Here is a 22,920-nt window from a genome sequence, read left to right on the forward strand (position 1 = left end):
CAGCGGGTGTCAGGAGGCGGTGTCACGCGTTGCTGACAGCGCGTGTGCCTAGGGTTTTGGGTGTCAGGGCCGCCTGACGGTGTCAGGCGGTGTCAGGTGTCAGGCAGCCGTCAGGAGCGGCTCGGGGTCGGGGACGATGCGCCACCGGCCGGTGGTGTTCGTCGCCTCCAACCGGCCCTCCAGAGCGGCCTCCTTGAGGCGGGCGGAGACCCACGGACGGGACAGGCTGTTGCGGTCGCACCAGTCCATGAAGTCCTTCGGGCCCACGATCATCTGCCCGCGGTGCTCGAACTCATCGAGCGCGGCGGCGAACAGCCGGCGGGCCTCCTCCGGGGACGGCTTGTGCCCGCTCTCCGTGCCGAACAGCGGCTCGTCGTCGCCCGGCTCGGCCTCCGGTAGCTCGCGCTCGGGGTCGATGTCGAGATCCTCGTCGTCTACGAGCGGCTCGTAGTCGGCGGCGTCCATGTCGTCCTCCTGCGTGCCCCAAGGGTTCGGCTGAACGGTCGCGGCGGCGTGGCGGCCCCGCCCGGACGCCGTGGCGTCCGGGGTGGTGCCGGGGCGGCCGGTGTAGTGCCCGCCCGCCACCGCCGTGGCGGCGCCGGCGGTGACCGGGCCCGCGGTGGCGCCGTGGGCCTGCGCCCAGGCGGCGAGTTCCTCCATGGCCGGGGTGGCGCGGTGGGTGAACTGCTGCGTCCGGCCCGGGGACGGGTAGCGGGCCTCATCGATGCCCGGCGAGACGACGTAGCAGTACCCGGGCTTGCGATTGGCCCAGGCGCCCGGGTGCGCGCCCTGGTCGATCACCGCGTCCGGCAGCGAGAACCCCTCGTCCCGGGGGTCGCAGCCCAGCGCCACCACCGACGGGAGCGAGGCCCGGGTGCTGGTGGACATCTGGTCATACGAGGGGCGCTGAAGGGAGACGACGAGGGAGATGCCGGCGGAGCGGGCCTCCTGCGCGATCCCGGTGAACGCGTCGTCCCCGAGCGCGCGCAGCGTGTTGGCGGCTTCCTCCATCCATGCGACCAGGAACGGCAGTCCCGGGCAGCCGCAGGCGCCGCCGGTCCGGCAGGAATGCTCGGGGTCGTTCTGGACGCCGGCGGCGGCCGGGGACCACTGCCGGTAGCCGTGCTGCCCCAGCCACTTGGTGCGGGCCGGGATGGCATGCTCGACGGCCTTGACCATGATTTCGGTGCCGGTGCCGCCCTCCACGGCCCAGTCCAGGGCCGGGCGCAGGGCGCCGAAGTCCTGGAACATCTTCGGGTCCGACATCCACACGATGACATCGCGGCGGGACAGGATCTCGGTCAGCAGGTTCAGGGCGGCATCGCCCTTGCCCGAGCCGGACTGCCCGGCCACCAGCACATGCGTGCTGTTCCGCCCGGCGCCGGGGTCACCGGGCAGCCACAGCATGAGCGGGGCGCCGTCGTCGTAGCGGCCGATGATGAGCGGATCGGCGATCGAGCCGCCCAGGTTCGACGGCCCCACCCACACCACCGTCTCCGCGAGCATGTCCTCCGGGACGATGACCAGCTCCCCGCGCCGCTCGGAGTCCGGGTGCGGGATGTAGCGCACCGCCCGGGAGGGCAGGTCGGCGGCGGACGCGAGGAGCTTGAGGGCCTTGGCCACGTCGTCGTTGGTCTGCTCACCGGGCGCGAGGGCGAGCGGGGCGGTGACCCGGTTGAGCTCCACCTTCGCCGCCCCGATCTGCGCCCGCGCCAGCCCGATCTTCTCCAGCAGCCCCGCATCCCCACCGGTCCCACCGCTGCTGCCGTCGGGGTTGTGCCGCATCAACTGCCTCACGTTCCACGACAGCGCCACCGCGGGCCCGCCCATCAGATACAGGTCGTCCATCGGCCCCGCGGTCGGTCCGGCCAGGCACGCGGCGGTCAGCCACGCGGAGCCGAAGGCGGTGGTGATGGCGGAGTGGATGCGCCGCTGCTTGCTGGTGGTCTTGCCGATCAGGTAGGCGCCGCCGGTCACCGCCACCGAGGTGAGGGTGAGGCCGGTGGCGGCGGCGGGGCTGTCGGCCCACTTCAGGTGCCCGAGGGTGCCGGCCAGGCCGATGCCGGCCATGCCCAGCCACGGCGGGATATGCGGCTTGGCCCGGTGCAGCAGATACTTGCCCACCCCGCCGCCGTCCGAGCCGCCCCGCAACTGGTTCTCCAGCAGCTCGGCAAGCTGCTGCTGCGCATCGCGCTCCACCATGAGTTCCTTGCCTCCCTTTACTGCTGGGCCCAGTTCATCTGCGGCTGCTGCGGGCGCCGGGCGCGGTGCCGGACGCGGTTGATCTCTTCCTCGTACTGCTGCTGGAACAGCGCGTAGGTGGCGGCGGCGTTCTTCGCGGCGTCCCGGGCGGCGTCCGCGGACTTGCGGAGCTTGCGCGAGACCCGGTTCGCCCGCATCCGCGAACCGCCCAGGCGGCCCTCGGGGTCGGGGACGGTGGAGAGCACGCCCTTGAGGATCTCGGCGCCCATGGCGACCTCGATGGAGAGCGTCACGCACACCGCCCGCAGGTGGTTGCAGTAGTTGCGGACCTGCGCCGGGGAGGTGAACTCCGGGGCGGGCAGCAGCGCTTGCGAGTGCGGGCCACCGTTGTCGGCGCCGGCGGCGCGGGTGTTGTGGCCTCCGCCGCCGTTGCCGCGGTTGTTGTTGTAGGTGATGTTGATGGGCGGGGCGAACGAGCCGCCCATGGCGCCGACGAAGCCGCCCGCGGCGGCGCCGGCGTTGGCGAACTTGTTGGACTTGGCCGAACCGTTGGAGCCGCCGGCCGGGCGCGCTCCGGTACGCGGAGGGGTACTCATGATGGCTTCTCCTCAGGTCAGCGGGCGGTGTGGCGGACGATGAGCCAGCCGGTCTGCGCGAGCGTCCACAGCAGCAGCCACAGCACCCCCAGCGGGCCCGCGAGGGGGCCGAAGGCGGCGGCGAGCGCGGTCCACGCGAGGGTGGCGGTGGTCAGCAGCGCGAGGGCGAGGCGCCAGGCGAGCACGGTGCGCTCGCCGGCCGGGCGGCGGCGCTGCATGGTCAGCAGCCACACCAGCGGGCCCGCCGCGAGCGGGGCCAGGACCAGGCCGGTCCACCAGGCCAGCGCGTGCAGCAGCGCGGTGAGCGGCAGCACGAACAGCGCCCCGAAGGTGGGGATGAGCGCGCGGCGCTGGTTCCAGATGGCGCGGCCGGTGGCGGCGGCGAGGCGCTGCTTCCAGGTGGGGTGGGTGGGCACGACCACGATGAACGGCTGCCCTGCGCGGCCGGTGCGGCGCTGGCGGGGCAGGTTGATGACGGTGGCGCCGGCGGGCACCTTCGCGGTGCGCCGGCGCGATGAGGTTCGGGAAGGCACGACGGAAACTCCCAGCTCAAAGGGGTGAGTTCAGGCGGCGCGCTGTTCGTTGGTGGTGGCGTCGTGGCATAGCAGGCACATGCCGAGCGAGGTCGGCAGGCAGTAGCTGTAGGTCACGCCGCACACGGGGCAGGTGCAGCGGGCGTGCATCGCGAGCGCGAGCGCGCCCCACTTGCGCGAGGTCATCGGACGGACCGGTTTGGCCAGGTCGATCCGGTACAGGTAGGCCACCAGCGCGCCGGACTTCCGACCCCGGTGGCGCAACATCAACTGGGCACACACCGGCTGCCCGCCCGGGCGCAGCCCGCGGGCCCGCAACTGGCGCCGGGTGGCCAGGCCGTCGGGGGCGTACTTCCAGGGGTAGGTCGGTATCCCGTAGCGGGCCCCGGTGGGGTCGTAGCACTTGCTGTAGGCCGTCGGCATCAGGCACTCGCAATCGCGAGACCGCCGGCGTCCGGGCCGCGGTGCTCGGCGTAGCGGGAGGACACCCATCCCACCGACCAGCCGCACACCTCGGCCGCCTGCCGCACCGACAAGCCCGCCTGGAACGCTGCGGCGACCGTCCGGCGCGCCTCGTCCTCGGGGAGCTTCACCTCAGCGGGCCCGCGCTCCAGCAGGGCGGAGCGTTCACGCTCGATGCGCTGCCGGTGTTCACGCTGTTCACGCTCGGCCGCCGCGGCGCGCTCGCGCTCCTCGGCCGCGGCCCGCTCGCGGGCCTCGCGTTCACGGCGGGCCGCCTCGTGTTCACGCTGTTCACGCTCGCGTTCACGGCGTTCACGAGCCTCCCGCTCGCCCGCCGCCGCCCGCTCCCGCGCCTCCCGCTCCTCACGGGCCCGCCGGTCCTCCCGCTCGGCCTGTTCACGGGCCAAGGTGGCTTCGTGCTCGCGCTGTTCACGGGCCAGCGCGGCGGCGTGCTCGCGCTCCTCCCGCGCCTGCGCACGAGCCCGCTCGGCGCGCTCCCGCGATGCTTGTTCGGCCCGCTCGCGCTCGGCTTGCTGTTCGGCCTTGAGCGCGGCTTGGGCGGCGGCGAGGGCGCGGCGGTAGGCGAGGCTGGTCTCCGCGGTGACGATCAACAGCAGCGGCGCCACCGAGTGCACCGCCACCCCCACCAGGTCTTTCCTGAGTGCGGAATCCCCGATGTTGAGCGCCCACGTCATCAGGCCGGTCATCCACCGCAGCGTGATGGGCCAGCGTCCGCCGTGCCCGCCCAGCCGGGCCAGCACGTCATCGAGCTTGACCACGATCACCACCGCGGCATCCACCACCAGCGGCAGAATCGGCGCCGTCCACCGCCAGTCGGGCGCGGTGTGCTCCGCCATGAGCGGGGTGACGGTGAGGATCGAATACAGCATCGCCCCGCACACGATCAACCACGTGCCGCCGGACAGGGCGCGCTCCGCTGAACGCGTCTGAACACTGTTCACGCCGCACCCCCGACCCGTTCCTGGGCGAGCAGAAACGCCCGGCGGAACCCGTTGCAGGCGGCGTCGTAGATGAACGCCTCCAGCCGCCACCGGGACTCGTACGCGGAGCGTTCACCGGCAGGCACCCACACCGCATCCGGCGGGATGCCGTGGGTGGCGGTGTCGGCCTGCGCCTCCTCGCGCGAGCGGTAGATCGTGTGAGGCTCGCCGTAGTGCAGCAGCACCGTCAGCGAATCGCCCTCGGACGGGCCGGCGGCGTCCAGCTCCTCACGGAGCCGGCGGATCTCGATGTCCCGCAGGAGGAGATCCTCCTGCGCAATGGCCAGCTCCACGACCGCGCGGGCCAGGAACTCCACCAGCTTGAGACTGTCCGCCTCCGCCCGCACCGCGCGGTCGGTGGCGGCGTGCAGCTCCCGCGCGTGCCGGGCGAACGCCTCGTTGGCGGCGCCGTTCGTCTGCCGGGCGTGCTCGTATGCGGCGCGGGCGTCGGACGCCAGCCGTTCCAGACGGGAGGCGGTGACGAGGCGGATCATGCGGCGTCACCCTCCCGCGCGGCGATGCCGCGGTTGGCGAGGCCGGCGCGGGCGGCGAGCACCTTGTGCGCGGCTCGCCGCACCCGCCGCTCGTCCAGCGGCGTCACCGGCCGGTCCAGCAGCGCGATCTGCACGTCCAGCAACTCGACCTCCGCCGCGATCAGCGGCATCTCGCGGTCGATCGCGTCCAGCTCCGCATCCGACGGACCGGTGTCCGCCGCGGGGACGGTAACGAGGCTGTGAGCAGCAACGATGAGTTTCATGGGTCGTGTCTCCCTAGCAGTTGGCAACGGCCCGACAGCGGCTCCCGGGGTGCCACCCGGGAGCCGCGCGCCGTTCTGGAAGTGGTCCGCGCGTCATGCGCGGTGCGACCGCTGGGCAGCGGCCGTAGCGCCCCGGACCGGACTCGAACCGATCTCCTTGCCGTGCGGGGCACGCCGGTCTTCTCCGCCTTGTTTCCGACCCCTTCGGGCAGGCGGACCACGGGTTACCGGCAGTTCCCTGTGTTCAGTTTTCAAGGAGCAATCGCATGAGGTGAGCGCGGTAACCCTTGGACAGGGCTCCCGTCTTCACGGGGCTCACCGAGCGCGTTCAGTGCTAATGAGGCAGCTATCGCAAGCGACCTAGGTCGCTTGTCGATGAGGTGAAAGCTACCTAGGTCGCTTGTTGTCGTCAAGCGTTCATGCGGTCGGATCGCAAACGACCTAGGTCAAGTACGCTTTCCTGGTGGACTCACAGCCGAAGAGCAAGCTCAACGCCCGCGAGATCGCAGCGCGGATCAGAGACGAAATCGCCGCAGGGACGTTCGGCCCCGGCGACCGGCTCCCCGGCGCTCGGGCCTACGCGAAGAAACTTGGCGTGGCTCTGATGACCGTGCAGAACGCCTACACACAACTCCAAGAGGAGGGGTTGGTCGAAGGCCGCACAGGGAGCGGCACCTACGTGCGTGACCCTGCACCCGGCGAGCAGACGCCCCGCGAGGCTGCTCAGCGCCTGTCCGAGCTGCAAGCTGAGGTGGCGCGCGTTTCGACCGAACTCGCCGGTCTCGTCGAGCGCGTTCAACAGCTTGAGGCCGTCGTGAGCCCCGCCGAGGGGGACTCCGGCGCCTAGCGTCTCTCGCGGTGCGTTCGTCGTCATGCTCTAAGCCTGTCCCGGCGAGCGCGCTGTGAGTACGTACTCCCGCCGCCCCTGCACCGAACTAATCCGAACTTTCGCTGTTTGGCAGGGTGTTGGCGGAGCGTCAGTGGCTGCCAGACTGGCCGCATGGCTGAACTGAACGGACAACCCGTCACCCTCGACGAACTCCAGAGCCTGGCCCTCACGAACTACGGGCATTTCACGTCCATGCGGATGGAGGACGGGACCATCCGGGGGCTATCGCTCCACCTGGACCGACTCGCGCGAGACTGCCGTCTCGTCTTTGGTGTGGAGCTGGACCACGAGCGGACGTTGAGCTACATCCGTAAGGCAGCCGAAGGCATCACCGGCATCGCTGGTCTCCGCGTCACAGTCTTCGACCCGGCAATCGACATGGGCCGTCCCAGTGAGGCCCAGGACCCGCACATCCTCGTGAACCTGCGGCCGGCAGGCGCCTTGTCCCCGCCGCCCCTCACCGCCAAGACCTTCACCTTCACCCGCGACAGCGCGGAAGTGAAGCACATCGGCCTGCACTCGCAGCTCCGCGTTCGCCGGGAAGCCCAGCTCGCCGGTTTCGACGACGCGGCGTTCATCGAGCCGGACGGCCGGATTTCGGAGGGCGGGACGTGGAACCTCGGTTTCGTCGACCAGGACGGGACTGTCATCTGGCCGGACGCTCCCGTGCTGCCTGGTACGACGATGCTCCTGCTCCAGAGCCTGGAGGCCCCCAAGCAGGTCACGGCCCCGGTGCGGCTTGCTGACGTTCCGAACATGGTCGCGGCGTTCGCCACGAACACGACCATCGGTGTGCGTGCCGTGAGTGCGCTCGATGATGTGCAGTTCCCGCAGGATCACCCCGTGCTCGATGCACTGCGTGAGGGCTACGCCGGGATTCCCGGTGACCGCCTGTAGACGCCGTGCCGCCGCCCCTGCTCGGGGCGGCGTTTCACGACTGAGGTAGCCATGCCACTCGTTACGAAATGGACCGGACGTGAGGTCAAGGCACTGCGTGAAGCCGTGCGTATGAGCCTCATGGAGTTCGCCGGAAAGCTCGGGGTTTCTGATCGCATCGTCTCTCGATGGGAGGCAGATGGCGAGCAAGCTACCCTGCGCATGGTGAACCAAGCGGCCCTCGACACTTTGCTCGCCACGGCCGATCAGGATGCACAGGGCCGCTTCGTGGGCATCCTCGCGGCGGATGACATCCCCACCCAGGCCATTATCGAGCCGGGCGAGGACCAGACGAGCAGCGGCGATTACGTCAAGCATCCCGGGGACGGGAAGCTCATGGCACATATTCCGGAAGGAATCTTCCTGTCAGGGGAGGACGACGATCCGGTGTGGGTGGATGACTTCCACATCGACACCTTCCCAACCACCAACGCGGATTATGCGAGGTTCTGCGCGGCTACCCGACACCCTGCACCCGAGCACTGGGCAAACGGTCGGTGTCCCCGGGAACTGTACGACCACCCGGTTGTACACGTGACGTGGCGGGACGCGAGCGCGTACGCGACTTGGGCGGGTAAGTCGTTACCGACCGCCGAGCAGTGGCAGAAGGCGGCACGTGGCACGTCCGGCCGCACCTTTCCGTGGGGAGACCAGAAGACTGCGGCGAAATGCAATGTCCGTGAGACTGGCGTGGAAAGTACAACGTCCGTCTCTCGGTACCACAGCGGCGTTTCACCATACGGGGTCTACGACATGGTCGGGAACGTTTGGGAATGGCTCGCGACACAGACGGCACCGGGTCGATACGAACTTCGTGGCAGTGCATTCACGAGTCCTTTATTTCGGGGATCTCCTGCTATTCCCAACGACGCCAGCGATACGATGCACGATGACGACACTGGGTTCCGTTGCGTGGCGAACTCGGGTCAGATGCCTTCTAAGTAACTCGCGCCACGATGGACTCGTGAGTACCATAATTGCACTATGGGCGGGAAGCCCTAGATGGGTGAACGGGGGGAACCGTGAGAACGGAAGTTAGATCCAAGAGCGTGCTGTTTTCGGCACCAAGACCCAGCAGAATTGATGCGGCTCTTACCGCATTGCATGCAAACTTACCGAACATGGTTATGACTCTTACCGGGGTCGCGGAGCGCGGGACGGTCCACGTGACCGGTAACAGCTTCGCAGACCTAGTAAATCAGGCGTCGAGTGCGAAGTCTCTTCACTACCTACTCGTGCAGTGTGAGAGTAGTGGAACAGCTCCGACTGACCTGGTGCGAATCGAGTTCGGAAGTCCTAGGGCGATCCGACGGGCGGATTCGTTCCGAGGGTGGTTCCGTCGCATTAAGGAGTGGGATGTAGCAGTGACCACTCAAAGTGGCACTGCACAGCAGGCGGAAAGTATGCTTATGGCTACGCTGAGCGTCCTTCGCGGCTACAAAATCGCAACGAGTCGAGTGATGGTTGTAGCACTTCTGCCTGCTATTTCAGAGGTTCTTGGTCTAGCATCCTTTATTGGACTCACCGTATTGGGTGTGTCATCAAATGATAGAGGTTGGGGTCTATCGCTGATTGCCATCTTCTACTGGCGTTTCGCATTCATGCTAGCCCCAAGAAAGGCGACCATCCACCTCGGGGCGCGCCCTGCGCTCCGTGGGTGGCTATTAGGTTGGGCTCCTTCGGCTCGCGCTCAAGCAATATGGACAGTGGTGAGTAGCGTCGCAGGTTTGGTGGCCCTCGTAGTATCCGTTTTCGCATGGCTTTCCCCTAGAGGGTAGTGCCTGTGAATAGTCAGTCAGTTGAGTGTTGGCTCAAGTCGTATCTCCAGGGGGGTAGGCGTGGACATGGACGGTGCGGTTAGGCAGCTTGATGACCTGATCGAAGCGTACTTTGCTCTAGTTGGGAGAAGTAAGTGGGATGACGCATCCGACCTGCCCGCGGAGAGTCGGGTTCTTATGCACCGACTGGAGTCGGCAATAGAGCGCCTAACCGTACCCAATAGCATTCATCGGAGGCAGTTGCAGCTCTACCGGGATAATCGCACAACGTCCTTCAAGCTCGCGGAGTTCGTAGGTGTAGCTCAGGCGCTGAGGGACGACCTGCGGGCGGGGTGGATCGAATCCCTAAGCGAGCAGGTTCACGCTGAAACGCACGGAGACTATCTCGAAATGGCGGACGGGTTGCTGTCGTCAGGCCATAAGGATGCCGCGGCAGTGATTGCGGGGACCGCTCTCGAAGTGCATGTGCGGGCGCTTTGTGTGAAGCACGGTGTCGACACCGCAGATTCTAGCGGTGCCGTCAAAAAAGCGACAAGCATGAACGCTGAGCTTAAAAAGGCTGGCGTGTACGCGACGTTGCAGGAGAAGCAGGTGACTGCCTGGATGGACCTGCGGAACCAGGCTGCGCACGGAAACTACGGCAGGTACGAACTGAACGAGGTACGGCTTCTGATCGAGGGTGTCCGCGGATTCATGATTAAATATCCAGCGTAGGCTCCGGATGGTTGGGGGGGGGGATGACGGTGGCTATTGCTGACATGGTCAAGCAGATCGATGAGTTGTTGGTTAAGACCCGTAAGTTCATCGCTGGCAAGTCGGAATCTGATTTGCGTGCAAGCATGGAAACAGGACTCTGGGCTAACCGTATAGAGGCCGCTGTCGTGCGTCTTTCGGACAAGGGGGCGGTTTACCGTGACCAGCTCAAGAGAGGAAGTGGGTACGCGCATGATCGGCGATTCGTGCACAACATGCAAGTCTTGCTTTCTCTGAGGGAAGACTTAGCTGCGGGCTGGACGGAATCTGTCGTCGAACTGGTGCACGCTGACACCTACAGCAACTTCCTCCAGATGGCGCACGGTTTGCTTTCCAAAGGTTATAAGGATGCGGCAGCCGTGATTGTGGGGACAGCGCTAGAAGTCCACGTTCGTGCTCTGTGTGTAAAGCACAGCGTGCCGACTGCAGTGGCGGGAAAGCAGAAGAAGGCGGACACAATGAACGCCGATCTGAAGAAGGCTGGGGCGTACGACGGTTTGCACCAGAAGGAAGTCACCACATGGATGGCCCTTCGGAACAGTGCAGCGCATGGCGCCTATGACGACTATGACCACGCCCAAGTGCGGCGTTTCCTCGACGGCATCGAAGCTTTCATGAAGAAGTTCCCGGCGTAGCCGATTCTCACGCGGCAGGGGCTGGTGAATCGGCCGGACTGCGGCTCAGCCGGCTCAGGCGGAGAAGCATCGCGTGCCTATCAGCCGTACGGCAGGAGGCCGACAAGCGGGGGACTTACGGAGCCATGGGCTATGTGTGGGCCAGGCCAGTGCTAGCGGCAGCCCATATGAACGCTGACCTTTGCGTTGGGGTGTTAGACGTGCCGGTCTTGAAAACCGTCGTGGCGCGAGTCACCGTGGGTTCAAATCCCACACCCACCGCGTACGTTGAGCGCCCCTGACCAGCACCATCGGTCGGGGGCGCTCGTCATTGCGGCTTTGGGGCGTTCCGCTCCGCGCCGGTCCATCCGGGGTGGGTCTCCGGGCGGTCGTACCGCAGGATGCGGGGGAGGACCGTGCGCAGGCGGGTCAGGTCCTCCGGTGGGGCCTGGAGCACCGCTTCGATGGTCGGGTCGGTCAGGCCGAGGGCGGGCAGGGACTCGGGGCGCAGGGTCACCCGGAGGACGTCGGCGTCGAGGCGCACTTCCTGTACGCAGCCGTAGGCGGTGCCCTGGCCGGGCGTTACCAGGCAGTGGGTGTCCATGCCCAGCGAGACGTCCTGTGCGTCGGGTTCGTCGAAGTCGCACATGAACAGCAGCGAGAACGCGTCCTCGCCGTCCGACTCCGCCACTCCTGCCATCAGGCAGTCGTCCGTGTCCGGGTCGTCCAGTCCGCAGGCGATCAGCGCCGTGAACCTGTAGGTCATGCGCGTTTTCTAGCAGCCGGGTCTGACAGCGGCGGGCATGGAGCATGGTGCATCGTGGGGCGCGGGAGGTGGCAGTGCGTGAGGTGAGGCGGGTTCCGCAGGTCATCGAGTCCTGGGCGGGGAGTGGCGAGGGGGGCTCCTCGTTGGTCTGGTACGCCTCCTACGGTTCGAACATGCACCTTGACCGGCTCGCCGCTTACGTCCGGGGCGGGCGTCCGGCGGGGGCGGCGCGGACGTACCCCGGGTGTCGTGACACCGCCATGCCGAGCCGCAGCGTGCCGGTGGAGTTGCCGGGCGGGCTGTACTTCGCGACGGAGTCTCCGGTGTGGGGAGGGGGACGCGCGTTCTACGACCCTGGGATGACGGGGCGGGCCCTCGCCGTGGCACACCTGGTGACGGCCCAGCAGTTCGCCGACATCGCCGCGCAGGAGATGTACCGGGAGCCTGGCGCGGATCTTGACCTGTCCAAGGCGGTGGCCTGCGGGCGCGCGGTGCTGGGTGCGGGGCGGTACGAGACGCTGGTGTGCGCGGGCCGGATCGACGGGGCGCCCGTGCTGACGTTCACCGCCCCCTGGGGCCGGGACGACGTCCCTTGCGTGGCGCCGTCCAGTGACTACCTGCGCTTCCTTGCGACTGGCCTCCTTGCCGCGCACGCGTGGACGGCCGACGAGATCGCGCGCTACCTCGCCGCCTGCCCTGGCGCGGCCGGGCACTGGTCGCGGGCGCGCGTCGACGACCTGCTGCGTCGGGAAGCGGCCTGAGCGGCGGAGGAACGGGCGACAGGTACTACCTGCCGGCCGTCAGGCGCGCCGCCGAGGCGATCGTCGAGCGCGCCTCCCGTTCCGTCAGGCCCGTCCGGATCGCGGCGTCCACCAGGGACTCGGTGAGGGTGGCGCCGAGCCCGCTCTCGTAGGCGCGGCAGGCCGCCCAGAAGAGGCGGGTGTTGCGTTGTCCCTCATGGGCGCCGAGGACGAACTGGACGAGGCCCAGGCCGTGCCGGTCCGGTCGGCCGGGGTCGGGCTGGTGCGGGCGCGGAGGGGGCGTGAGCAGCCGTAGCAGCGTCGGCGGGCAGGGCGCCGGCCGCAGATGGGCGGTGCCCGGCACGGTCGCGTAGACGCCGTGTTCGGTACGGGATCCGGGGCCGACCAGGTAGCCGCCGGCACCGCGGATGTCGATGCCCGGGGCGAGACGGCCCGCGGAGTTGGGCACCACGACGTGCGGCGGGCCGGACAGCCACACGTGCCGGCCGCCGCTCGGCGTGGCCACGACCACCGTGTCGGGGATCGTGAAGAGGTGCCGTAAGGCCAGCTCGCGCAGGGACGCGGAGGAGTTGGCGCCGTTCTTGGTGTCCAGGTCGACGCCGATCAGGTGGTGCGGGGGAAGGCCGCAGGCGATGCCGTACCCGGTCGCCCTGGGCGCGGCGGCGAACAGGGCGCGGATGCGTCGCGGATCGGTCGTCGCGTCGTACACGCCGTGCCCCGCGAGGCCGCACTCGCCATGGCAGCGCGGCGCGGTCGGAGGGTCGTCGCGGTGCGGCGAGGGCAGCGCGGGCAGCTTGGTGCGGGAGAGCGGGAAGACGGCGAACCCGCGCGCGGCGGCCGAGAGGGCGTGCGCGAGCGCGAGGGTCGCCGGGGACGCGTTCGGGACGTAGGGCGGGGAGTGCCGGTCGGTCGGAGCCATGGATCTATTTTCGTACGAGTGTTCGAAGGAAGGAAGAGGGGTGGGCCGGACGAGGGTCTCTTTGCCGAAAATGTGCCGAAACGCTTCCTCGCATGGGGCGACCGGGCTGTGGTCACCCGAGCGGAGGCGTGCCCGGTGAAATGCCGCTTTGTAGGGCGGAAGCAGGTTTATCGACATGTCCTCACGCTTGCGAGGGAAAAGGGCTGAACGGGGTGGTTCGGTGGAGATCCGGTGGGCAACTCTGGTCTCGCGACGTCGTGCAGATCACCAAGGCGGTCGGCCAACTGCCCTGGAGCTTCCCGTACTTACCGGGCGCCGGATATCCGTCCGCGCCCCGGAGTACCGCCCTTCTGGAGGAAAAACATGGCTTCCACCCGTACCGTCCGCGTTCTCGCCGCCGTCACCGCGCTGCCCCTCGCAGCGGTCCTGTTCTCCGGGGTGGCGACGGCCGACAACGGCTCGTTCGCGGACGACGGATCGAACGCGGGGGTGGCGACGGTCACCGGAAGCGGGGTCGGACACAACAACAACGGCAACTCGTCCACCACGCAGCAGCAGGCCGTCGGCAACGGCGCCTCGAACCAGAACAACAGCGCGCAGGTCAACGGGTCCGGGTTCACGGCCATCGAACAGACCAACGCGCACTACGTGGTCAACTTCTCCCATCTCTGGTGAGCCGACGGCCCCTGTCGGAAGGGGTCTTCCTCGGGGTGCGTGACAGTCTGCGCGGCGGTGCTTCGGCGCCGCCGCGCAGGCGTGTGTCGGGGTGGAATGTGTCCGGGTGGCGTGTGTAGGGGTGGCGCGTGTAGGGGTGGGGTGTGTGGCGCGGGGCAGGGGCCGCCTGCCTACGGCGGGTTGACACCGGATGCTGACCTGACGGACAGTCAGAAACCGCACCGGTCTGAGTCGGACAGTCAGGCACCCGCACCGGTCTGAGCCAGGCAGTCAGGCACCCGCGCAGGTAAGAGGCGGGCAGTCAGGCACCACACAGGTACGAGCCGGAACCCCTTGTCGGTACGAGGTCCGGGAGGGCCGCCGCCGTGCACCTCGCCCCCACCGAACGCCAGCGCGAGCTGCGCGCCGAACTGCGCGCCCGTTTCCGCACGCTGATGCCGCAAGGTCCGCCCGCCGCCGACGACCCCGCCGGGCAACGCCGGATACTGCGGCGGATGGGGGCGGAGGGGCTCCTGGGGCTCGGCTGGCCGGTCGCCTACGGCGGGCGGGGGCGCGGCCCCGACGAGCAGTTCGTGTTCTTCGACGAGGCGTACCGCGCGGGCGCGCCGGTCTCCATGGTCACGCTGAACACGGTCGGCCCCACCTTGATGAAGTACGGGACCGAGGAGCAGAAGGCGTTCTTCCTGCCCCGGATCCTCAGCGGCGACCTGGTCTTCGCGATCGGCTACAGCGAGCCGTCGGCCGGGACCGACCTCGCGGCGCTGCGGACGCGGGCCGTGCGGGACGACGCCACGGGCGACTGGATCGTCGACGGCCAGAAGATCTTCACGTCGAACGCGCAGAACGCCGACTGGATCTGGCTCGCCTGCCGCACCGACCCCGACGCCCCCAAGCACCGGGGCATCTCGATCCTCCTCGTACCGACCGACGCACCGGGTTTCTCCTGGACGCCGATCGAGACGGTCGGCGGGCAGACCACCACAGCCACGTACTACGACGGGATCCGGGTCCCCGGCACGCGTCTGGTCGGCGCGGAGAACGGCGGCTGGGAGCTGATCACCAACCAGCTCAACCACGAACGGGTGGCGCTCGCCGCGATCGGGATGCAGGCCGAGGACTTCTACGAACGGGTCCTGGCCGCGGCCCGCACACCCGATCCGGTGACGGGCGAGCGCCGCGTCGACGTGCCGTGGGTCCGGTCGCAACTGGCCGAGGCGCATGCCCGGCTAGCGGCGACGCGCCTGCTCAACTGGCGTCTCGTCGGGGACGTCGGGGCGGGCCGGCTGAGCCCGGGGGACGCGAGCGGCGTGAAATTCGCCGGGACCGAATCGGCGGTCGAGGTGTACCGGATATGCCAGCAGGTCGCAGGGGAGGCCGGGTGGCTGCGGAGGGGCTCGCCCGGGGCGTTCGGGGCGTGCGGTGGTGCGTACGGGGTGGGCGGTGGTGCGTATGGGGTGCGCGGTGGTGCGTATGGGGTGCGCGGTGGTGCGTATGGGGTGGGGGACGGCGCGTACGGAGTGGGGGACGGGGAGTTGGAGCGGATGAACCGGGCCGTGCAGATCAACACGTTCGGGGGCGGGGTGAGCGAGGTGCAGCGCGAGATCGTGGCGACGATGCGGCTCGGCATGGAACGGGGGAGGCGGTGAGCGGCATGACGCCTCGGGCGGGGACGGGGCCGCGGGCCCTCCCCTACGAGGGGCTACGGGTGTTCGAGGGGCTGGCCGCCGCCACGGCCGGAGAGGGCCGGGATCCGGTCAACGCGGCGATGATCCGGCACTGGTGCGAGGCCATGGGCGACACCCATCCGGCGTACCGGGGGCCGGACGCGGTGGCGCCGCCGACGATGTTGCAGGCGTGGACGATGGCGGGGCTCTCCGGCTACGCGGGGCGCGCGGGGGCCTACGACGATCTGCTCGCGCTCCTCGACGGCGCCGGGTACACGGCGGTGGTCGCCACCGACTGCGAGCAGGAGTATCTGCGTCCGCTGCGACCGGGGGACCTGGTCCGTTTCGACGCGGTGATCGAGTCGGTGTCCCCGTTGAAGACGACGAAGCTGGGTGCGGGGCACTTTGTCACGACGCGGATGGATGTTCGGGTGGGAGGGGAGCTGGCCGGGACCCATCGCTTCCGGATCTTGAAGTATGCGCCGGGGCGGTGGGGGGCGGGGGCTACGGCGCCCGCGCGTGCGCCTGGGTCCGGGTCCGCGCGTGGGTCCGGGTCCGGGTCTGCGCTCGTTTCCGCGCCCGCGCCCGCGCCCGCATCCGAGTCCGGAGCCGCAGCCGCGGCCCCACCCGCCCCGAAGCCCCCGCGCCCCCGCCCCGTCGTCAATCGTGACAATGCCGGGTTCTGGGACGGCGTAGCGGCTCACCAGTTGTTGATTCAGCGGTGCGGGGACTGCGCCGCCCTGCGTTTCCCCTGGTTGCCGGGGTGCAACCGGTGCGGGAGCCAGGAGTGGGACACCGTCCGGGCGGGTGGGGAGGGCACGGTGTTCAGCTACGTCGTCATGCATCACCCGCCCTTCCCCGCCTTCGACCCGCCCTACGCGGTGGGCCTGATCGAGCTGGCCGAGGGCGTGCGCATCGTCAGCAACGTCGTCGGGGTGCCTGCCGACGAGGTGCGTATCGGTATGCCGGTGCGGCTGGAGTTCCTGCGTGTGGATGCGGAGCGCGTAGACGCGGAGTGCGTGGATGCGGAGCGCGTAGACGCGGAGTACGAGCTGCCCGTCTTCCGGGCTTTCGAGGGCGGGGAGGCGTGAGATGGACTTCTCCCCCAGCTCGGAGCAGGCGGCGGCCCGGGACCTGGCCGCGTCGATCTTCGCGGATCTCTCCACGCCGGAGCGGCTCGCGGGTCTCGGCGGCGCCACGGACAGCGAGCTGTGGAAGGCGCTGACGGACGCCGGTCTGGTCGGCGCCGTGGAGGAGGCCGGGCTGCTCGGGCTCGTGCTGATGCTGGAGGAGCAGGGCCGGACGACGGCCCAGGTCCCGTTCGCCGTCCACTGTGTGTACGGGCTGCTCGCGGTGGCCTCCCACGGAACCGAGGAGCAGCGGCGACGCCTGCTGCCGGGGCTGCGGGACGGAACGACGGTGGCGACCGGGGCCTTCCCGGGGCGCATCGGCATCGAGGTGAGCGGCGGTGCGGAGCCGGGGCGGGCCGGGGTGTTCCCGGGGCGCGCCGATGTCGAGCTGAGCAGCTCCGACGAACCAGAGCGGGCGCGGCTCACCGGGTCCGTGCCCTGGGTGCCCTGGCTGCGGGACGCGACGTACGTACTGGTGGCGGTGCGGGAACGGGCCGCGTCCGCCGCCCACAGCCTGTGGATGGTGCGGGCGGCGGACGCGCGGTGCGAGCCGGTCGAGCTCACCGCGCCGTGGTCGGCCGGACGGCTCGTGCTGGACGGGACGGCGGCCGAGCGGATCGGTGGACCCGAGGCGTACGAGGAGGTGCGGGCGGTGGCGCGGACGGCGCTCGCCGGGTTGCAGGCGGGCGTGTGCGCCGGGTCCCTGGCGCGGGCGGTGGCGCACACGAACCAGCGGGAGCAGTTCGGCCGGCCCCTCGCGGCCAAGCAGGGCGTGCAGCTCAGGGCCGCGGAGGCGCACATGGATGTCGAGGCCGTGCGGGTCACGGCGTACGAGGCGGCCTGGCGGTACGACGAAGGGCTCGGCTGCCGGAGCCATGCGCTGACCGCCGCCTGGTGGGCGTCCGAAGGGGGCAGGCGCGTCGTGCACACGGGGCAGCATCTGCACGGCGGGACGGGCGCCGACCTCGATCACCCGGTGCACCGGCACTTCTTGTGGGGGCGGCAACTGGACGGGTATCTCGGCGGTGGCCCCGAGGTCCTGGAGGAGCTGGGCGGGCTGCTGGCCGCGCCGGAAGCGCCGCTTCAAGCACCGCCGGACGCACCGCTTCAAGCACCGCCGGACGCGCCCCCTCAAGCACCGCCGGATGCACCGCTGGAAACGTCGCCGGAAGCACCGCTGGAAACGTCGCCGGAAGCACCACTGGGAACGTCGTCCGAAGCATTGCCGGAAGGAGAGCGCGGATGAGCGGGGACGAGCGGCGGCTCGGACGCGGTACGGCACTGCTGAAGGCGGGCGCGGAGCTGCCGCCGCTGGAGATCCCGGTCACGCGGACGCTGATCGTCGCCGGGGCGATCGCCTCCCGCGACTACCAGGACGTGCACCACGACGCGGAGCTGGCCCGGCAGAAGGGCTCGCCCGACATCTTCATGAACATCCTCACGACGAACGGCCTCGTGGGGCGGTACATCACCGACCACTTCGGACCCGCGGCGGTACTGAGGAAGGTGGCGATACGTCTCGGGGCGCCCAATTACCCAGGAGACACGATGGTGCTGACGGGGACGGTCACGGAGGTCGCTGGAGTCGAGAGGGAGTCAGCCCCGGACCCGTCCGTGATCACAGTCCAGGTGAGCGTGATCGGCAGGAACGGGCTCGGCAATCACGTCACCGGCACCGTGACCGTCACCCTGCCCACGGCGGTGCCGGGCGCCGAGGGGAGCCCGGCATGAGTGTGCGCACCAGGGATCGACTGGGCGGCAAGGCGGCGATCGTCGGGATCGGGGCGACCGAGTTCTCCAAGAATTCCGGGCGCAGTGAGCTCAAGCTCGCGGTGGAGGCGGTGGGCGCGGCGCTCGACGACGCGGGCCTCTCCCCCGCCGATGTGGACGGCCTGGTCACCTTCACCATGGACACCAGCCCGGAGATCACCGTGGCGCAGGCGACGGGGATGGGGGAGCTGTCCTTCTTCTCGCGGGTGCACTACGGGGGCGGCGCGGCCTGCGCCACGGTGCAGCAGGCGGCGCTCGCGGTCGCGGCGGGCGTGGCGGAGGTGGTGGTCTGCTACCGGGCGTTCAACGAGCGGTCGGGCCGACGGTTCGGCTCGGGGGTGCAGCACAGGGAACCGTCGGCGGAGGGCGCCGCGCTCGGCTGGAACCTGCCGTTCGGGCTGCTCACCCCGGCGTCCTGGGTGGCGATGGCGGCGCAGCGGTATCTGCACACGTTCGGGCTGACTCCGGAGGCGTTCGGGCACGTCGCGGTGGTGGACCGCGCGTACGCGGCGACGAACCCGGCCGCGTACTTCCACGGCAGGCCGATCACGCTCGCCGATCACGCGGCGTCGCGTCCGGTCGTCGAACCGTTGCGGCTGCTCGACTGCTGCCAGGAGACGGACGGGGGGCAGGCGATCGTCGTGACCAGCGTCGAGCGGGCCCGCGATCTGCCGCACCCGCCCGCCGTGATCGCGGCCGCCGCACAGGGGGCGGGCCGGGCGCAGGAGCAGATGACCAGCTTCTACCGGGACGATCTGACCGGGCTGCCCGAGATGGGTGTGGTGGCCCGGCAGTTGTGGCGGACGGCCGGGCTGGGGCCGGGCGACATGGACGTGGGGATCCTCTACGACCACTTCACGCCGTTCGTGCTGATGCAACTGGAGGAGTTCGGGTTCTGCGCGCCGGGTGAGGCGGCCGGGTTCGTCGCGGAGGAGCGATTGCCGCTCAACACGCACGGCGGCCAGTTGGGGGAGGCGTACCTGCACGGGATGAACGGCATCGCGGAGGCGGTGCGGCAGCTGCGGGGCATCGCCGTGAACCAGCTGCCCGGCGTGGCCACGGCGCTGGTGACCGCGGGCACCGGCGTCCCCACATCGGGTCTGATTCTGCGGGCGGACGGCTGAACGGGGCGCGTGTCCCCGGCCCGCGCGCGTGGGCGGCCCCTTCACTCGGTCCATGGACCGGCAAAAGATGATCATTGGACTTGTGGTGCTCGTCCTGAGCCTCGGCGCGTTGCCCGCGACCGCGGCGGACGGAGCGCCGACGGCCACCTCGCGGGCTGCCCCGGTGCCAGAGGGCAGCGCGGAGTCCGGCCGTTGGGGCCCCGAAGTGCGGACCTTCACCGGCTGGGCGTTCGACGTGTGCAAGGCGCCGTCGCTGGACACCATGGGGCGCTGGCGGGCGTCGAGCTACCAGGCGCTCGGCGTCTACTTCGGCGGACGGGGGCGGGCGTGTCCGCACCAGCCCGCGCTGAACCGCACCTGGACACGGCAGGTGGACACCATGGGGTGGGGGGTGCTGCCGGTGTACGTGGGGTCGCAGTCGCCCTGCGTCGGGGCGCAGCACAAGAAGGGCGTGCGGATCGGCAAGTACCCCTGGCGGCAGGGGGCGCGGGAGGCGCGCGACGCGGTGCGCAGGGCGGGGACGCTCGCCATCGCGCGGCACAGCCCGCTCTATCTGGACATGGAGGCCTACAACTACCGGAAGCCGGCGTGCGCGCACGCGACGCTGTCGTTCGTCCGGTCCTGGAACAGGGAGGTGCGGCGGTACGGGTACGTCCCGGGGTTCTACAGCAGCGCCGACTCGGGGGTCCGGCACATGGAGATCGCGCGGCGGGCCGGGGTGCGGGACCTGCCGTCGGTGATGTGGTTCGCCCGCTGGCACAAGAAGCCCCGGCTGTACCAGGAGCCGTCGCTGTGGAAGTACGCGTGGCACCCGCAGCGCAGGATCCACCAGTACGCGGGGAACGTGAAGGAACGGCACGGCGGTCGCACGATGGTGATCGACCGGAATCTGGTGAGCGCGCCGGTGGCACGGATCGGATGAGGGGGCGTCCGGGGATTCTCCGGCCGGGTTCTGAGCGGCGACGGGTCCCCGGGGCCCGGCCGGGTTCTGAGCGGCGACGGGTCCCCGGGGCCCGGCCGGGTCCTGAGCGGCGACGGGCCCCCGGGGCCCGGACCCCGCGACAGCTACGGTTCTCGGGGCCGAACCCTCAGGTGCCCTCACCCCCTCCTCCACCTTCAGGAGGTGGGGATACCACCCCTCGTACAACCTGAGGCGGACGCGGCTTCGGGACCTCCGGCCGATCCGCGGGAGTGAGCCCGCTCATAGCGTGGAGTCATGACCGCAACCCTGGCGCCTGTCTGCACCAGCGCATCGAAGTCGGCGACGCGAACCCCCGCGGGGACGCGCCCCGCGCACCCCGGACAGTCGGCGTACCCCTCCTTCGCCTCGTACGTCCGGGCGCGCCAGCCCGTGCTGCTGCGCACGGCCAGGTCGCTGACCGCGAATCCGTGCGACGCCGAGGACCTGTTGCAGACGGCGCTGGCGAAGACGTACGTCGCCTGGGACCGGATCGAGGACCACCGGGCGCTCGACGGATATGTGCGCAGGGCTCTGCTGAACACGCGGACCTCGCAGTGGCGCAAGCGCAAGGTCGACGAGTTCGTCTGCGACGAGCTGCCGGAGCCCGCGACGCCGGTGGCCGCGGACCCGGCCGAGCAGCAGGCGCTGCACGACGCGATGTGGCGCGCCATCACGAAGTTGCCCGCCCGGCAGCGGGCGATGGTCGTCCTGCGGTACTACGAGGATCTCAGTGAGGCGCAGACGGCGGAGGTGCTCGGGGTCTCCATCGGCACCGTCAAGAGCGCGGTGTCGCGGGCGCTCGGAAAGCTCCGCGAGGACCCTGAGCTGCGGCCCGCGCGCGGCTGAGCACGGCGGACAGCGGGTGGACGCACTGATCGATCATTCCCGGGAGTAGTGACATACCGCCTGGTATGCAGTGAGAATCGGCGGAACCCTACTGCTCCGTAGCGCCCACCGGGAGGACGCCGTGCTGAGCACGATGCAGGACGTACCGCTGACCGTCACTCGCCTCCTCACGCACGGGGTGCGTGTGCACGGCACCTCGCGGATCACCACATGGACGGGCGAGGGCGAGCCGCACCGCCGTACGTTCGCCGAGGTGGGAGACCGTGTGGCCCAGCTCGCGCACGCGCTCAGGGACGACCTCGGGGTGCGTGACGACGACCGGGTCGCCACCCTCATGTGGAACAACGCCGAGCATGTCGAGGCCTACTTCGCCGTCCCCGCGATGGGCGCGGTCCTGCACACCCTGAACCTCCGGCTGCCCGCGCAGCAGCTGTCGTGGATCGTGAACCACGCCGCAGACCGCGTGATCATCGTCAACGGTTCGCTGCTGCCGCTGCTCGCGCCGCTGCTGCCCGGCCTGTCGACGGTCGAGCACGTCGTCGTCTCCGGCCCCGGCGACCGCTCGGTCCTCGACGGCGCCCAGGCGCAGGTCCACGAGTACGAGGACCTGATCGCGGCGAAGCCGGCCACGTACGACTGGCCCGAGCTGGACGAACGCCGGGCCGCCGCCATGTGCTACACCTCCGGCACCACCGGGGACCCGAAGGGTGTCGTCTACTCGCACCGCTCGATCTACCTGCACTCCATGCAGGTGAACATGACGCAGTCGATGGGCCTGACCGACTCCGACACCTCGCTCGTCGTCGTCCCGCAGTTCCATGTGAACGCTTGGGGCCTGCCGCACGCCACCTTCATGACCGGCGTGAACATGCTGATGCCGGACCGCTTCCTGCAGCCGGGCCCGCTGGCCGAGATGATCGAGGCCGAGCGCCCCACGCACGCCGCCGCCGTCCCCACCATCTGGCAGGGCCTGCTCGCCGAGCTGACCGCGAAGCCGCGCGACGTCTCCACGCTCACCCAGGTCACCATCGGCGGCTCCGCCTGTCCGCCGTCCCTGATGAAGGCGTTCGACGACCTCGGCATGCGCGTCTGTCACGCCTGGGGCATGACGGAGACGTCGCCGCTCGGCACGGTGTCGCGGCCCCCGGCCGGTGTCGCGCCGGACAGCGAGGAGGAGTTCGCCTACCGGCTCACCCAGGGCCGCTTCCCGGCGGGCGTCGAGGCGCGGCTCAGCGGTCCGGGCGGCGAGATCCTGCCCTGGGACGGCGAGTCCGCGGGTGAGCTGGAGGTCCGCGGCAACTGGATCGCGGGCGCCTACTACGGCGGCGTGGACGGGGAACCGCAGCGCCCCGCCGACAAGTTCAGCGAGGACGGCTGGCTGAAGACCGGTGACGTCGGCACCATAAGCCCCGACGGCTACCTCACCCTCACCGACCGCGCCAAGGACGTCATCAAGTCCGGCGGTGAGTGGATCTCCAGTGTGGACCTGGAGAACGCGCTGATGTCGCACCCGGACGTCGCCGAGGCGGCCGTCGTCGCCGTTCCCGACGACAAGTGGGGAGAGCGGCCGCTCGCCACCGTCGTGCTGAAGGAAGGGTCGAGCGCCGACTTCGAGACGCTGCGCGCGTTCCTCGCCGGGAAGGTCGCCAAGTGGCAGCTGCCCGAGCGCTGGACCATCATCCCGACGGTTCCGAAGACCAGCGTCGGCAAGTTCGACAAGAAGGTGCTGCGCAAGCAATACGCGGACGGGGAGCTGTCCGTCACGCAGCTCTGACCCTTCACG

24 protein-coding genes are annotated in these 22,920 nt (G+C 69.8%); 15 read left to right on the top strand and 9 right to left on the bottom strand.

Annotated features, from left to right (window positions below; all coding sequences use genetic code 11):
* Positions 1–99 precede the first annotated feature (99 nt).
* Genes traB through C1N81_RS24535 form a run of 7 tightly spaced genes read right to left on the bottom strand, consistent with a single transcriptional unit; the run spans position 100 to position 5,551 of the window.
* Positions 100–2,202 carry a plasmid transfer protein TraB gene (gene traB / locus C1N81_RS24505; RefSeq protein WP_394432507.1) on the bottom strand — a complete coding sequence of 701 codons (2,103 nt, stop codon included), beginning with the start codon at positions 2,200–2,202 and terminating at the stop codon, positions 100–102.
* 17 nt (positions 2,203–2,219) lie between these two features.
* Positions 2,220–2,798 carry a plasmid transfer protein TraA gene (traA, locus tag C1N81_RS24510; RefSeq protein WP_394432508.1) on the bottom strand — a complete coding sequence of 193 codons (579 nt, stop codon included), beginning with the start codon at positions 2,796–2,798 and terminating at the stop codon, positions 2,220–2,222.
* A 17-nt stretch (positions 2,799–2,815) separates the two neighbouring features.
* Positions 2,816–3,331: a hypothetical protein gene (locus C1N81_RS24515; protein WP_394432509.1), complete on the bottom strand. Its 516-nt coding sequence runs from the start codon at positions 3,329–3,331 to the stop codon at positions 2,816–2,818.
* A gap of 30 nt (positions 3,332–3,361) precedes the next feature.
* Positions 3,362–3,754, bottom strand: coding sequence for an RRQRL motif-containing zinc-binding protein (locus C1N81_RS24520; protein ID WP_394432510.1), 393 nt, complete (start codon positions 3,752–3,754; stop codon positions 3,362–3,364).
* Positions 3,754–4,755, bottom strand: coding sequence for a DUF2637 domain-containing protein (locus tag C1N81_RS24525; RefSeq protein ID WP_394432512.1), 1,002 nt, complete (start codon positions 4,753–4,755; stop codon positions 3,754–3,756). Before C1N81_RS24525 ends, C1N81_RS24520 begins: the two co-directional genes overlap by 1 nt.
* Positions 4,752–5,288 (bottom strand): hypothetical protein, encoded by a 537-nt coding sequence (locus C1N81_RS24530; RefSeq protein WP_394432514.1) that lies wholly within the window; start codon positions 5,286–5,288, stop codon positions 4,752–4,754. Before C1N81_RS24530 ends, C1N81_RS24525 begins: the two co-directional genes overlap by 4 nt.
* On the bottom strand, positions 5,285–5,551 hold the full coding sequence (locus C1N81_RS24535; protein WP_394432516.1) for a DUF6284 family protein: 267 nt from the start codon (positions 5,549–5,551) through the stop codon (positions 5,285–5,287). The genes C1N81_RS24530 and C1N81_RS24535 overlap by 4 nt, the downstream gene beginning before the upstream one ends.
* A gap of 463 nt (positions 5,552–6,014) precedes the next feature.
* Here C1N81_RS24535 and C1N81_RS24540 point away from each other — a divergent pair, with 463 nt between their 5' ends.
* The 5 genes from C1N81_RS24540 to C1N81_RS24560 all read left to right on the top strand — a co-directional run bounded on the left by C1N81_RS24540 (position 6,015) and on the right by C1N81_RS24560 (position 10,542).
* Positions 6,015–6,398 (top strand): GntR family transcriptional regulator, encoded by a 384-nt coding sequence (locus C1N81_RS24540; protein WP_394432518.1) that lies wholly within the window; start codon positions 6,015–6,017, stop codon positions 6,396–6,398.
* A gap of 153 nt (positions 6,399–6,551) precedes the next feature.
* On the top strand, positions 6,552–7,337 hold the full coding sequence (locus tag C1N81_RS24545; protein WP_394432520.1) for an aminotransferase class IV family protein: 786 nt from the start codon (positions 6,552–6,554) through the stop codon (positions 7,335–7,337).
* A 111-nt stretch (positions 7,338–7,448) separates the two neighbouring features.
* Entirely contained in the window at positions 7,449–8,321 is an 873-nt protein-coding gene (locus tag C1N81_RS24550) for an SUMF1/EgtB/PvdO family nonheme iron enzyme (RefSeq protein ID WP_394432522.1), read from the top strand.
* 893 nt (positions 8,322–9,214) lie between these two features.
* Positions 9,215–9,868 (top strand): hypothetical protein, encoded by a 654-nt coding sequence (locus C1N81_RS24555; RefSeq protein ID WP_394432524.1) that lies wholly within the window; start codon positions 9,215–9,217, stop codon positions 9,866–9,868.
* A gap of 44 nt (positions 9,869–9,912) precedes the next feature.
* Positions 9,913–10,542 carry a hypothetical protein gene (locus C1N81_RS24560; protein WP_394432526.1) on the top strand — a complete coding sequence of 210 codons (630 nt, stop codon included), beginning with the start codon at positions 9,913–9,915 and terminating at the stop codon, positions 10,540–10,542.
* Between the two features lie 307 nt (positions 10,543–10,849).
* On the opposite strand, the gene C1N81_RS24565 is transcribed toward C1N81_RS24560, so the two are convergent.
* The gene (locus C1N81_RS24565) at positions 10,850–11,287 is read right to left on the bottom strand and encodes an Imm10 family immunity protein (RefSeq protein ID WP_394432528.1); all 438 of its coding nucleotides are present in this window, start codon (positions 11,285–11,287) and stop codon (positions 10,850–10,852) included.
* Positions 11,288–11,460: 173 nt separating this feature from the next.
* On the opposite strand from C1N81_RS24565, the gene C1N81_RS24570 reads away from it, so the two are divergent.
* Positions 11,461–12,048: a histone deacetylase gene (locus tag C1N81_RS24570; RefSeq protein WP_394432529.1), complete on the top strand. Its 588-nt coding sequence runs from the start codon at positions 11,461–11,463 to the stop codon at positions 12,046–12,048.
* 25 nt (positions 12,049–12,073) lie between these two features.
* Here C1N81_RS24570 and C1N81_RS24575 read toward each other — a convergent pair whose 3' ends face one another.
* A complete protein-coding gene (locus tag C1N81_RS24575) occupies positions 12,074–12,967 on the bottom strand; it encodes a bifunctional DNA primase/polymerase (RefSeq protein ID WP_394432531.1) in 894 nt (297 codons plus the stop codon).
* 363 nt (positions 12,968–13,330) lie between these two features.
* Here C1N81_RS24575 and C1N81_RS24580 point away from each other — a divergent pair, with 363 nt between their 5' ends.
* The 9 genes from C1N81_RS24580 (at position 13,331) to C1N81_RS24620 (ending at position 22,911) form a co-directional block, all read left to right on the top strand.
* Entirely contained in the window at positions 13,331–13,642 is a 312-nt protein-coding gene (locus C1N81_RS24580) for a hypothetical protein (protein WP_394432533.1), read from the top strand.
* Between the two features lie 365 nt (positions 13,643–14,007).
* Positions 14,008–15,288: an acyl-CoA dehydrogenase family protein gene (locus C1N81_RS24585; RefSeq protein ID WP_394432535.1), complete on the top strand. Its 1,281-nt coding sequence runs from the start codon at positions 14,008–14,010 to the stop codon at positions 15,286–15,288.
* 5 nt (positions 15,289–15,293) lie between these two features.
* Positions 15,294–16,397, top strand: coding sequence for a bifunctional MaoC family dehydratase N-terminal/OB-fold nucleic acid binding domain-containing protein (locus C1N81_RS24590; RefSeq protein ID WP_394432537.1), 1,104 nt, complete (start codon positions 15,294–15,296; stop codon positions 16,395–16,397).
* Between the two features lies 1 nt (position 16,398).
* Positions 16,399–17,682, top strand: coding sequence for an acyl-CoA dehydrogenase family protein (locus tag C1N81_RS24595; RefSeq protein WP_394432539.1), 1,284 nt, complete (start codon positions 16,399–16,401; stop codon positions 17,680–17,682).
* Positions 17,679–18,167 (top strand): MaoC family dehydratase, encoded by a 489-nt coding sequence (locus C1N81_RS24600; protein ID WP_394432541.1) that lies wholly within the window; start codon positions 17,679–17,681, stop codon positions 18,165–18,167. Before C1N81_RS24595 ends, C1N81_RS24600 begins: the two co-directional genes overlap by 4 nt.
* On the top strand, positions 18,164–19,330 hold the full coding sequence (locus C1N81_RS24605; protein ID WP_394432543.1) for a lipid-transfer protein: 1,167 nt from the start codon (positions 18,164–18,166) through the stop codon (positions 19,328–19,330). Before C1N81_RS24600 ends, C1N81_RS24605 begins: the two co-directional genes overlap by 4 nt.
* Before the next feature lie 52 nt (positions 19,331–19,382).
* Positions 19,383–20,252 (top strand): DUF1906 domain-containing protein, encoded by an 870-nt coding sequence (locus C1N81_RS24610; RefSeq protein WP_394432545.1) that lies wholly within the window; start codon positions 19,383–19,385, stop codon positions 20,250–20,252.
* Between the two features lie 294 nt (positions 20,253–20,546).
* Entirely contained in the window at positions 20,547–21,137 is a 591-nt protein-coding gene (locus C1N81_RS24615) for a SigE family RNA polymerase sigma factor (protein ID WP_394432547.1), read from the top strand.
* A 121-nt stretch (positions 21,138–21,258) separates the two neighbouring features.
* On the top strand, positions 21,259–22,911 hold the full coding sequence (locus C1N81_RS24620) for a long-chain fatty acid--CoA ligase (RefSeq protein ID WP_394432549.1): 1,653 nt from the start codon (positions 21,259–21,261) through the stop codon (positions 22,909–22,911).
* The last annotated feature ends 9 nt before the right edge of the window (positions 22,912–22,920 follow it).

It is taken from the genome of Streptomyces sp. SGAir0957, from assembly GCF_043523415.1.